General features: G+C 63.2%; 9 protein-coding genes. 5 read left to right on the forward strand and 4 right to left on the reverse strand.

The window, feature by feature from the left end; genetic code table 11:
* Nucleotides 1-282: alpha-L-arabinofuranosidase C-terminal domain-containing protein (locus J7E80_RS22150; RefSeq protein WP_285291904.1), on the forward strand; the 282-nt coding region annotated here is incomplete at its 5' end.
* A gap of 1,873 nt (nucleotides 283-2,155) precedes the next feature.
* Here the strand turns inward: J7E80_RS22150 and J7E80_RS22155 are convergent.
* Nucleotides 2,156-2,752, reverse strand: coding sequence for a fumarylacetoacetate hydrolase family protein (locus J7E80_RS22155; RefSeq protein WP_215054371.1), 597 nt, complete (start codon nucleotides 2,750-2,752; stop codon nucleotides 2,156-2,158).
* Between the two features lie 789 nt (nucleotides 2,753-3,541).
* Complete coding sequence (locus J7E80_RS22160; RefSeq protein WP_215054372.1) at nucleotides 3,542-4,120, reverse strand: TetR/AcrR family transcriptional regulator; 579 nt, start codon at nucleotides 4,118-4,120, stop codon at nucleotides 3,542-3,544.
* Between the two features lie 381 nt (nucleotides 4,121-4,501).
* Between J7E80_RS22160 and J7E80_RS22165 the strand changes: the two genes are divergently transcribed.
* Entirely contained in the window at nucleotides 4,502-7,000 is a 2,499-nt protein-coding gene (locus J7E80_RS22165) for a beta-glucosidase (RefSeq protein WP_215054373.1), read from the forward strand.
* A gap of 79 nt (nucleotides 7,001-7,079) precedes the next feature.
* On the opposite strand, the gene J7E80_RS22170 is transcribed toward J7E80_RS22165, so the two are convergent.
* Together J7E80_RS22170 and J7E80_RS24375 are read right to left on the reverse strand one after the other, a co-directional pair.
* Nucleotides 7,080-7,241: a hypothetical protein gene (locus tag J7E80_RS22170; RefSeq protein WP_396020838.1), complete on the reverse strand. Its 162-nt coding sequence runs from the start codon at nucleotides 7,239-7,241 to the stop codon at nucleotides 7,080-7,082.
* Between the two features lie 549 nt (nucleotides 7,242-7,790).
* Nucleotides 7,791-7,916, reverse strand: coding sequence for a hypothetical protein (locus J7E80_RS24375; protein ID WP_285291905.1), 126 nt, complete (start codon nucleotides 7,914-7,916; stop codon nucleotides 7,791-7,793).
* Between the two features lie 134 nt (nucleotides 7,917-8,050).
* On the opposite strand from J7E80_RS24375, the gene J7E80_RS22175 reads away from it, so the two are divergent.
* The 3 genes from J7E80_RS22175 to J7E80_RS22185 are packed head-to-tail and all read left to right on the forward strand — an operon-like array spanning nucleotide 8,051 to nucleotide 12,097.
* Nucleotides 8,051-9,475 carry an MFS transporter gene (locus tag J7E80_RS22175; RefSeq protein ID WP_215054374.1) on the forward strand — a complete coding sequence of 475 codons (1,425 nt, stop codon included), beginning with the start codon at nucleotides 8,051-8,053 and terminating at the stop codon, nucleotides 9,473-9,475.
* A complete protein-coding gene (locus J7E80_RS22180) occupies nucleotides 9,472-10,569 on the forward strand; it encodes a LacI family DNA-binding transcriptional regulator (RefSeq protein WP_215054375.1) in 1,098 nt (365 codons plus the stop codon). Before J7E80_RS22175 ends, J7E80_RS22180 begins: the two co-directional genes overlap by 4 nt.
* Before the next feature lie 19 nt (nucleotides 10,570-10,588).
* Nucleotides 10,589-12,097: a sulfatase gene (locus J7E80_RS22185; RefSeq protein WP_215054376.1), complete on the forward strand. Its 1,509-nt coding sequence runs from the start codon at nucleotides 10,589-10,591 to the stop codon at nucleotides 12,095-12,097.
* The last annotated feature ends 15 nt before the right edge of the window (nucleotides 12,098-12,112 follow it).

Raw genomic sequence — 12,112 nt, forward strand, 5'->3', positions numbered from 1 at the left:
GACGCGGTCGCCACGTTCGACCCGGATGCTGTAACAACATCGGTCTTCCTCGTCAACCGGTCACGGACCGAGGAGGCAACGGTAACCATCGACCTGACAGCCCTGAACAGCGTCATCGTTCTGGATGCGCAGACGCTCTCGGACACGGATGTCTACGCCAAGAACACACTCGAAGATCCGGACCGCGTCGGCCTGCACCCGAATAAGAGTGCGGTGGTGCGAAACGGCGTTGTGGAAATCACCCTGCCTCCGGTCTCCTGGACAGCGCTTAACATAGGTTGAAATAGCCGCACCGGTCCATCCGGGCGGCCGGGACGACCTCAAATTCCCCGAGCGCCGAAGGGGGCGATTGAAAGCCAAGCAGCCCAGATTGTCGAAAACTAGGCGGAAGCATCGTCTGACGCTGCACGACGCCGGCGAGCACACGCAGGCTGAACCGGCGGAGCTGAACCGTGTGCCTCGGATGACGGTGTATCGCGAGCTCCAACGACGCACCACCAGAAGATCGATATCGGGGCCAACCACTAAGAAGTACCACTTAGCGCCACGGGGCCCCGGCTGAGCCTACGCTTGTGACCCGTAACCGCTTGTTGACCGCCTCCCGAGCGTCACAACCGTGCGCCAGCACCAGCGACGCGGGGATTCCGTCGTGTTGGAAGGCGTCGGGCGTTGTGGCAGTCCGGTGCTCGATACGACGAGGTTCGGGTCATGCCTTCTTCTGTAGTCTCCGTCCATGAGATGTTCGAAGCCCAGCCCATTTCGTGAGTGCGAGTCGGATTCTTGCTGAGCCCAGGAATTTCATCACAGTGGGCAGTGCGGCGAACGGTGGTGGAAAGGGATTCCCAACGGCCCGAAAGGGCCGTCCCACTCGGATGGGTTGGGGCTCAAAGTGCGCAAAAAAGAGGGCGTGCACAATGTGCACACCTTGGGCTTCGGATTCGGTTGTGTTGTGTCTCGGGACACTTCGGATTCGGTTGTACCGGCATCGGACTGGGCCGGACTGGGGATGTTCTCGGGGGAGTGGCGGGTTTTCAAGGGTTGGCGCCCGGTTCGAGTCCCACCTCGGGCACAGCATATCCTCTCGTCAGAGGGGTTTTTGCTTTAACGTGTGTACATAGCTTGTGGTGGCGTCCCTCTGACGCTAGGTTCGCGGGCTGTGGCCTGGCCGCCGCGGTGGCTTATTCAGGTGTGTGGGTGGCGGGTGCAAGACCCTGGCTAGTGGGCCCTCCGCCTGCTGTGGCTGGGTTTATACGTTTCTTGATCCTGTTCTGTGGGGTCGGTCGGGGGTGGCCAACACCTATTCATGGTCCGGGGTTGCGGGCACCACATGACGTCGCCGACTCTGGTCCGAAACTTTTCTTGCAGGGCTCCTCTTAGACGTCACGCGAGCCGTATGAACTCGGTTTGTCCTGCCAAAGGGGGTGTGGACACTGTCCACACTTACGTCTGCTTTATTTGAATGTCCGTGGACGTAGAAGCCTGAGCAATTTTCGATGCGAGCGGCGGGTAGCGCACTCATTGCGCATGGCAGTCGACCAGGGACCATGAAGATCAGAATGACAAATTGCGAAGGTGACTCCTGGTGGTTCAATAGCGCGGGGGAGTGGGGCGCCATGACGGCTAACCGGACGGAGTGCCCCGACTTCTGAAACATCGAGTCCTCGACCCGCCAGGCATCCTGGCGGGTCGCGGCCGCTGGTGGCCTGAGCGATTTCGCCGCGCAGTTTCGCCGAGTACTTAATTCGGAACCTTTAGGGCCGGAAGTACCGACGAGTGATCGGGCCCGATCAAAGGCTAGTTGCACTGTCGTTTGGGCCGAGTCAGTAGGGTCAGGTTTCCTTCTTCCCAACCCCTTGTCAGAGGAAAGGGATCGAACCTTATTCTGACTACCCCCGTGGTTGTTTGACGTCAGCTTTAGGTGTGACCTTTCTGGACAGCCCCGAGGCCGCCTGCGGGAGGCTTGGCTGGATGGCTTCGTCGCGCAGTCTGGTCTGAGGACCTGCGGCGACCGAGCCTGCCTTCCGAGGTAGGTCTCGTGCTTTGCGTTGCTAGGACTTGACTAATTTCGAGAGCTGCGGTTGCGGCTCTGTGCTTTGGCGCATGGGGTGGCGTTTTTAGAGCTGTTGTTCTAAGGGATACGTAAAGTGGGTTCGCGTCAGCCACGTTCCGCCCTGACAGTGTTGGTGATGCTGCCGACTCCTTCGACGGTCACTGTGATGGTGTCGCCGTCTTTCAGGAAGAGCAGGGGGTTCCGGCGGCAGCCGACTCCTGGTGGTGTGCCGGTGAGGATAACGTCTCCTGGTTCCAGAGTGGTGAATTCGGAAATGGTGGCGATGAGTGTGGGGATGCTGTAGATCAGGTGGGAGAGGTCGGATTTTTGGACCACCTCTCCGTTCACTGTTGTGCTGACGCCGGCCTTGCTGATGTCAGCTTCGGCAGGGGCGACGATGTAAGGGCCGAGCGGGGTGGTGTTGTCCCAGACCTTGCCCTGGAGCCATTGGTGGGACTTGTTCTGGTAGTCGCGCGTCGTTACGTCATTGGAGACGGAATACCCCAAGATGTGCTCCACGGCGTCGTGTTCGGTGATGCGGCGACCTGTCTTGCCGATGATGACGGCGAGCTCGCCTTCGAAATCGACCTGGGCGGACTCCGCCCCAGACGCGGCTCGCCCCCGTAAGCCTCCCCGCCGAAGTGCAGCGGGTGCCGGTGTCAGTTCTCGCGGCAGCTGCCCTAGCTGCAGGAGCGGAACCAACCACCGCTGCCGAACGGGTATCAATCGAACCCGTTAAAGCTCGTATTTGCATTGGGCTTGCCGCATGAGGCCAGCGACGTGCCCGAGGCCAAGTTTCCCGGAACATTGGACAGGGCGTCGATCGAGCATCGTTGCGGCTGCAGGGTTCTTCGGAAGACGGAAAATTCTATGTTGGCACCAACCCCAGCGGTAGCGACCTCTGCATTGACGTGGGGATTGGGGGCGAAGTCCTCCAGATTCAACTGCTCCGCCACTTTCGCGGCGGCGCCCTCTTTTGCGAAGAGTTCGCGAGGAATGCATTAGGCGGCAGCGATCTTGCGGGGCCGTGGATGCGGAATTCTCTTGTCTAGTGACGGCTCAGATCTAACGCCGATAATGGATCTTTCGTCAACCTAAGCGCCAGGAAGGAGCCGGAATTCCCGCTCGGGAAAAACGCCAGAAACCCCCGCGATTGGACAATGCAGCCCGCGGGGATAGCTTCAGGGCAACACCTCCTGGTGCTACCGCCGCATGCCCGCATAGAGGCGACTGGCGGGACCTTTACGTATTTAAGGCGCCAGCGTGAGTACAGCGCGTTTTTGATGACTTCGTCAGGGACGCGATCAACGGCAATCCAGGCAAGTGACAAGGGACGAGGTGTTCAGGAGATCTTTGGCCTGTACACCAGCTGCTCGAGGTGGTTCCCGATACTCCGGCAGGTAGACGCACTTGCAGTTTCCGTAGCTGCCTTGCTGACTGCTCCCGCAGCTAGCCGGCGAAGCAGGGCCGGCGCGGACTCCATGTAGGCGGCTAGGGCTTCATCAGCACGTCGATGAACCGCGACAGGCCGCCCGCCACGTCCACTTCCTTGTCGTAGAGCCACTGCAGCTGCAGGCCGTCGGAAACGGCAACCACCAGTCGGGCCAGTTCCCTGGCGGGCAGGTCGGAGCGTGCCTTACCTGCAGCCTGACGACGTTCAATGTCCGTGGCCAGGACGTCCACCAACTCGGCATAACGTTCCTTGAAGAACCCGTGGGAATCATGACCCGGGTCGTTTGCCGTTGCTGATGCCACGGCGTACAGCGTGGTGAGCCCGGGTTCGTCTCGGTTCCGCTTAGCGGACCGGATCATCAGGGGCAGCCCTATGCCATCTCCGCCAGCTGCGACGCCGCGCCGGTCCCTTTCGGCCAGCACCGCAGTAAGCAGCTCCTGCTTGCCCCGGAAGTAGTGGAACAGGGTCGCCTCTTTCACTCCCACCAGCTCGGCCACCCGCTTCAGTGCTGTGCCTTCAAAGCCTTCCGTAGCGAAAACGTCGGTGGCCGTCTGGATGATCTGCTCGCGGCGTTCCGCGCCTTTTGCGTACTGACCCCGTGGCCTTGATGAAGACATCTGGCCAGTGTATTTCACGGATCCGACAGAAAACCTAGTCAGACTCGGTTTTTGTCTGTACGATCTTCTGCAGGACCCCACGGAGGGTCATTTATGTCAGGAGGCAAAGTGGCCGTCAAAACAACCACCGGGGAGGACTCGCAGGGGCTGCCCGCCCACGGAACGTAATCCGGCACCGCCGTTTCATCGGCTCCCGCTCCGGGAACGCCCACCAGAACGCCCTGCGCGTACGTCATCGGCATGCCCATCGCCAGCACTGGCTCGCCATGGGCCTGCCCCAGTCGCTCGTCCCCGCCGTCGCGGTGCCCGTGATCCCACGTGGCGGCTACCCCGCCCTCTTCATCGCGCCGTCCTAATTACCCGCATCCAAGGAGTTAAGTAATGAACCCCTCCCTTTCCCATGCCGCCACAGCCGCGGCCGCCGGTTCGCCCGATGCCGAAGCCCGCATCCGCGAACTCGCCGAAAACCTTCCCCTAGAACAGCAGATCCAGCTGCTGACGGGTGCCGACGTGTGGGCCACCCACGCGCTTCCCTCCATCGGGCTCTCCCGCGTTGTCCTCTCCGACGGCCCGTCGGGCGTCCGCGGCGAAGACTTCGACGAACGGCATGACTCAGTCTCACTGCCGTCGTCGTCTGCCCTGTCCGCCACGTGGAGCGTTGAAACAGCCCACCGTTACGGCCAGGTGCTGGGCCAGGAAGCCCGCCGCAAGGGCGTCCACGCCGTACTGGGCCCCACCGTCAACCTGCACCGCTCCCCGCTGGGCGGCCGGCACTTCGAGTGCATGAGCGAGGACCCCCGCCTCACGGCAACCCTCGCGGCCGGCTATGTAGCCGGAGTGCAGTCCATGGGTGTCGGTGCCACGCCCAAGCACTACCTCGCCAACGAAGCCGAAACCGACCGATTCACGGCCGATTCCGTTGTGGACGAGCGCCCGCTGCGCGAGCTGTACCTGGCCGCTTTCGAGGACGCCATCACGGAGGCCCGCGCCTGGCTGGTCATGAGCTCCTACAACTCCATCAACGGCACCACAGCCAGCGAGAACAAGCTCCTGGAAACGCCGCTGTCCACCGAATGGGGCTTCGACGGGGTTGTTGTCTCGGACTGGACCGGCGTCCGCTCGGTGGAGGCTGCGAACGCGAACCAGGACCTGGAGATGCCGGGGCCGGTTGGCCACTGGGGCCCCAAGCTGCTCGCCGCCGTGAACGACGGCCGCGTCAGCCGGTCCGCCATCCTTGAAAAAGTCATCCGCATCCTCCGCCTCGCGGCCCGAGTCGGTTCCCTCGAAGGCGTCGCCCCTGCCGTGGCTGAACTTCCGGCAGCCCTCAACGCCGCCGCCGTCGCCCGTGAAGTGGCAGTCCGCGGCGCGGTCCTAGTCCGCAACAGGGACGGCCTGCTGCCATTGGACCCGTCAGCACTCACAAGCGTGGCCGTGAGCGGGCACAACGCAGAGGAGGCCCGCACGCAGGGCGGCGGCAGCGCCACCGTCATGCCGAAGTACACCGTCTCACCCCTCGAGGGCCTGCGTGAAGCGCTACCCGAAGGCGTTAGCCTGAGCTACGCCCGCGGCGCCAAGGTGGCCGAAGGGCTGCAGGCCTTCCCACGCACATCCCTGCGCAACCCGGTATCGAACGTTCCCGGCATGCGGGTTACTTTCCTGGCCGAGGACGGCTCGGACATCTCCGGCGAAGACCGGCTCGCATCGCACCTGATCTGGTTCGGCGTCGGGATCCCGGAAGGCGCCGCAGCCATCCGCATGGAGGCCGACTGGACTGCCTCGACGGCGGGAGTGCACCACCTGGGCGTCGGAACGGTGGGCCACATCCGGCTGTCGCTCAAGGGCGATGAGGTGTTCAACGGCGAGATCGAGGACGACACCGACGTGCTCGGTGCTGCACTCTTCGACCCGCCCAAGACCGTCCACCCGGTGGAAACCGCTGCAGGCGAATCAGTCCGCATCGAGGCGGTTTACGAGCTGCCCAAGCAGCGGGTCATCCCGTTTACCGCCATCCTCCTCGGCGAGGAAACCGTATTGGCGGACCCCCAGGCCGAGATCGATGCGGCAGTGGAAGCAGCTAAAACCGCTGATGTGGCGATCGTGGTGGTGGGAACAAGTGCCGCCATCGAGTCCGAGGGCTTCGACCGCGAGGACCTGGACCTTCCTGGCTTCCAGAACCAGCTGGTGGAGGCGGTCGCCGCGGTGAACCCGCGCACCATCGTGGTGGTCAACTCCGGGTCGCCGGTCCTGATGCCATGGCTCGACAAGGTGGGCGCAGTCCTGCTGGGCTGGTTCGGCGGCCAGGAATTCGGCCGGGCCATCACGGACATCCTGCTGGGCATTGAGGAACCGGGCGGCCGCCTGCCCACCACCTGGCCCGCCGCGCTCGGGGACGTGCCGGTGCTCAACACCACGCCCGTTGACGGCAAGGTTGTCTACTCCGAAGGCATCCACGTCGGCTACCGGGCCTGGCTCAAGCAGCAGGCCCAAGGCGGCGCCGCCCCTGCGCTTCCATTTGGCTTCGGCCTGGGCTACACCACGTTCGAACTAGGTGCGCCGCACGCACCACAGTCGGTCCCGGCCGGCAACGACGTGGTGGTCCACGTTCCCGTCCGCAACACCGGCGCCCGTTCCGGCCGCGAAGTGGTCCAAGTGTACTTGGAGCGGGCGGAGTCAGCGGTTGAACGCCCCGTCCGCTGGCTGGCAGGCTACGCGGGAACGCACCTTGCTCCGGGCGGCACGGACAGCGTGGCGGTCCGCATTCCGGCACGGTCCTTTGGACATTACGACGGCGGCTGGCAGTTCGAACCGGGCACGTTCCGGATCCTGGTGGGTCGCCACGCGGCCGATGACTTCCAGGCCTTGGAGATCGGGATCCGCTAACGCTGCACCCCTGCGACGGCCGGGCTGGCTCCCCTTATCGGGATCCGGCCCGGCCCGCTTTGTGTTCGCAGGCGTACTGTCAGGCGTTGAGAGTGCCAACGGGGAACCCGGCCAGCGAGGCAGTGACGTCCTCAAAGGCTGCGCCGTAGCACTGCCGGTAGCTCTCCTGCATGACGTGCCCGAGGTGCGGCCCTGCCGCACCACAGTTCGTGTGGTTCCGCAGTTCCTGAACAACGGGCACGCCGGCGTTTTCACACGATGAACGGACGAACCCATCACCCGGTCGAAACGTGCCGCGTCCCGTGCAGGAAGCCGTAATCGACCATTGCAGGGCGAGCCGATGCGCCGCAGAGAGCAACAAGCCGGTCCTACACCGCCTCATGAGGGCTCCCACGTTCTCCGTCAAGCTAGGCGGGCGAGGGGCAGGGGAGTGGCCTATTCGCTGTTCCAGATTTGGCCGAGCGTCTGAAAGGCGTGGATGATCACGTAGCTGTCGTGGTGGAGTTCCTCAGACCTGCTGCGCGGAATCTTCGGGCGGACAAAACCGTCGCTTGGAAGATGGCCCACAACCGCAGCTGACCGCCGTGGCGGGAGGTGAACGTAACGCCGTCGAGGTCTGTGTTCTCGTAGATCCAAGCCTTGATTGCCGGGGTAGGTTTCGCGTGGTCGGTTGTCTTTCAACGCTGCGGCGTCAAGGGCCGGCAAACCGGGGCTGAGGATCCGGGCGGAATCCCGTCCGCCCTAACCGGCTGCCCGCAACTGTTGATTTCAACCGTTCAAAACTTACCCGTCAACCCCCTGGTGTGAACGCCCGGGCGACGGCAAGGACCGCCTGTGCCGCACCCTCGACCTGGCCGTCGCGCAGCAGCCGCGCGGGCGGAATGCCGTCCAGCTGGGGATTCAGCCTTGGAATCATGCCTGGACCATCGGCCGTGAATCGCGCTCACCCGGTAGCAGATATCGGGACCGAAACTTCAAACGATTGAAGGTTAGCTTCAAACGTTTGAACTGCTTATCGTAGTTTCTAACACGCACTCAACGAGGAGTCTCATGAGCGAATCAGTCGGCACCGCCGCCGCACCTGTATCAATCCAGTCCACGACGCGCCCCTTCGGTTGGCGCGATAAGATCGGTTACCTTTTCGGCGACCTCGGAAATGATTTCACCTTCCTGCTCGCCTCTTCCTACCTGCTCGTTTTTTACACGAATGTGGCAGGACTCCAACCAGCGCACGTCGGCGTCCTGTTCCTCGCGGCCAGACTCGTCGACGCTTTCACGGATGTGGGTTGGGGCCGTTTCCTGGACCGGCATCGCCCGTCGCGTGCCGGCCGCTTCCGTGCCTGGATAGGCCGCGCGGCCCTGCCCCTGGTCGTCGTGAGCGCGCTCCTCTACGCGCCGTTCATCGCTGACTGGGACTACGGCCTGAAGCTTGCTTACGCTGCTGTCACCTACCTGCTGTGGGGTTCCGTCTTCTACACGATGGTCAACATCGCTTACGGTTCCCTTGCGTCGGTCATGAGTCCCAATCCTGGGGAGCGCGCTTCCCTCTCGGTGTTCCGCGCCTTCGGAGCGAACGTCGCCGGCCTGTTCGTCGCACTCGTTCCTCCGCTCCTGATCTACGCGACGGTCGACGGCGTCTCACAGGTCATTCCGAGTTCTTTCTTCATCACGGGCATCATGTTCTCCATCGCCGCACTCGTTTTCTACGCTGTCTGCTACACCCAGGTCCGCGAACGCGTGCAGGCAGTGCCCGTTCAGGACAAGCGCAGCTTCCTGGCCCTCCTGCGCTCACTCGCAGGAAATCGGGCGTTGCTTGGTCTCATGGCCGGAAACCTGGTCCTCATGCTCGCGTCGCTCCTTACGATGTCAATGGCGGCGTACCTTTGGCTGAACTACTTCAACAACGGTGCTCTTTCTGGTCCGGCGCAGCTGGCGAACTACCTTCCGGCCCTCCTGCTCGCCCCGATCGCGGCGTGGCTCGCACGGCGCTTTGGCAAGAAGGAAGTCATCGTCGCGGGTATTTTCTTCTCGGCCGCCGTCTACGTGGTCCTCGCCGTCACTCACGTCACGTCCCCTTGGGCCTTCATAGTCATTACGGTGCTCGCTGGCTTCGGTATGGGTACGTACACGCTGCTCGTGTGGGCGCTTATCGGTGATGTCATCGACCATGAAGAGGTGCGCAGCGGTGAGCGCGATGACGGCACTGTCTACGCCGTCAACACCTGGGCTCGCAAGGTCGGTCTCGCCCTTGCCGGCGGTCTCGCCGGGTTCGCCCTGTCGGCGGTGGGTTTCCAGCCCGGCTCGGCCACGCAGACGCAGGAGACTATCGACGGAATCTATCTCGTATCGACACTCGTGCCCGGCATCCTCTACGCCGTTGCCGCGCTCTTGCTGCTGTTCATCTACCCGCTCGACCGGAAACGGGTCGCTGCGAACGTCGCGGAGCTGAAATCACGACGGGGCCACGGGGAATGATCGCCGGGGCCAGGCCGACCCTTAAGGACATCGCCGTCCGCGCAGGCGTGTCTGTGTCAACGGTGTCCTACGCGCTGAATGAACACAGCACTCTCCCCCTGAGCGACACCACGAAGGCAACTATTCGGCAGATTGCCCGGGAAATCGGGTATGTACCCAACGGGCTTGCCAGATCGCTGCAGGCTGGCTCCAGCCGCACCATCGGCGTGCTGCTGGACAAGCCGCTCACCACGCCGCGGTACGCGGCTATCGTGCAGGGTCTCAGCGAAGGACTGACCGAGCAGGGCCTTCACCTCGCCCTCCTCCACAAAGGACCAGCGTCGCAGTGGGTCAATGCGGTACGGGGATACCAACTGGACGGCCTCATCTTCATCGGCCACGACGACCATGAGGTGCCAGGTGAACTCACGGAGCTCGTCGCCAGACACGGCGTCCCCTTCGTAGCGCTCGACTGCGGTGCCTTCGGCGAGGAGCGCCCGTACTCGACGGTCGATTTCGACTACGGAGCCGGTGTCGAGGTGCTCATGGCCGAACTCGAGCGGAGAGGGACGCGCATCGTGTACTACCTACGCCCCGATGTCGTCTCACGTGCGGAAAGAATCCGCGAGCGGGCCGTACTCGCCGCGCTCGGTCAACGCCCCGAGGTCGCCCTGCAGGTGATTCCCACCGGAATCACGGCGGACGTCCTGAAGCGCGTCGATGAGGACACGGACCAACAGACAGCGTACGCCCACGAGATCGTGAGCCGTGTGGAGCAAGCTCTCGAGGCCGACGGGACCGACCCCGAGCACACCACGCTCCTCTGCTCCTGGGGCGCGGATGTGGAGGCCGTGTACCGGGTGGCGCAGCGACGCGATCCTCGTTTCACGGTGGCCGGACTGGCCGCCGGCACCCTCACCACCGGGCTTTGGCCGAACCTGATCTACTCGAGGCTCCCGCTCGAGGACGCCGGCCGGGAATGTGCGCGCCTGATCGTGGGCGAGACCAGTCCGTCCGCCGATCATGAACATCTTCTTCTGCCGCCGGTGATTGACGCCGGTCAGATCCGGAATCCAGAGACATTCGCGCGAAACAGAGCAGCAGATGAGAAATAGAAGCAAGGAAGTAGGCACCATGCCCCGCACCAACATCATCTTCATCATGTCCGACGACCATGCGGCACATGCCATCTCGGCCTATGGCAGCCGGGTGAACAAGACACCGCACCTGGATCGGATCGCTGAGGGCGGCATGCGTATGGACGCTGTCTTCTGCACGAACTCGATCTGCTCGCCGTCACGGGCGTCGATCCTCACAGGCACCTACTCCCACGTCAACGGTGTCTCATCCATCTGGACCGAGATGGACTACCGGGTCCCGACGTTCATCGACGTGCTGCGCGACAACGGCTACCGCACAGCGCTGTTCGGCAAGTGGCACCTCGGTGAGCAGGAGGTCTCGGAGCCGCGCGGATTTGATGCCTGGAAGGTCTTCCCCGGCCAGGGCGATTACGTGGACCCCGAGATGATTGATCCGTCCGGCCGCAGTATCGAGAAGGGTTACGCGACGGACATCGTCACCGATCTGTCACTGAACTGGATCGACGAGCGCGGCGAGGACGAGCCGTTCTGCCTTCTCGTGCACCACAAGGCGCCGCACCGCCCGTGGGTGCCCGACGAGAAGCACAAGCATCTTTACGCCGACGGGACTATCCCCGAACCCGAGACGTTCTTTGATGACTACGAGACCCGAAGCAAGGCCGTACGCGGCGTTCACATGACCATCGCTGACGACATGGGCGCCGATGACCTCAAGATGGAGGTGCCGGAGCACCTTCGCGGCGAGGAGAACCGCGAGGAGCGGATGCGGTGGAAGTACCAGATCTACATGCGCGACTACCTCCAGTGCATCCAGTCGATCGACGACAACGTCGGGCGTATGCTCGACCATCTGGAAGCCAAGGGACTCGCCGAGAACACGCTCGTCGTCTACACCTCCGACCAGGGCTTCTTCCTCGGCGATCACGGCTGGTTCGACAAGCGGCTCATGTTCGACCAGTCCCTGCAGATGCCGATGCTCATCCGCTGGCCCGCACAGATCGAGGCCGGGAGCCGCAGCGAGGCGATCATCACGAACGTCGATTTCGCCGCGACGTTCCTGGACGCCTGCGACATCGAGGCAATGAAGGAGTTGCCGACGTCGCAGGGGCGCAGTTTCCTGCCGCTGCTGCGCGGGGAGAGCATCGAAGACTGGCCCGACGCCGCCTACTATCGGTATTGGGAACACGATGATCCCATTCACGCCGCCCCCGCCCACTACGGCATCCGCACCCGGGATCACAAGCTCATCTACTACTATGGTGCCGGTCTCGGCGTACCTGGAGCGTCGGAACGGCACTTCGATCCCGAGTGGGAACTCTACGACCTGCGCAACGACCCTACCGAGGTACGCAACGTCGCCGACGATCCTGCGTATGCCGGCATCAAGAGCGATATGCAGCAGAAACTCGCCGAGTATCAGAGTCGATACGCTGACGAACCGTACCGCGGCGAGGACACACCGCATCCGACCTGGGGGCCGTACGACGCAGAACTGTTCGCTCAGGTCGAGTCATACGTCACCGACATCCGGGCCTCCAGCTGACGCAGGATATTCCCA

Source organism: Arthrobacter sp. ISL-28, assembly GCF_018613875.1.
Classification (GTDB): domain Bacteria; phylum Actinomycetota; class Actinomycetes; order Actinomycetales; family Micrococcaceae; genus Arthrobacter.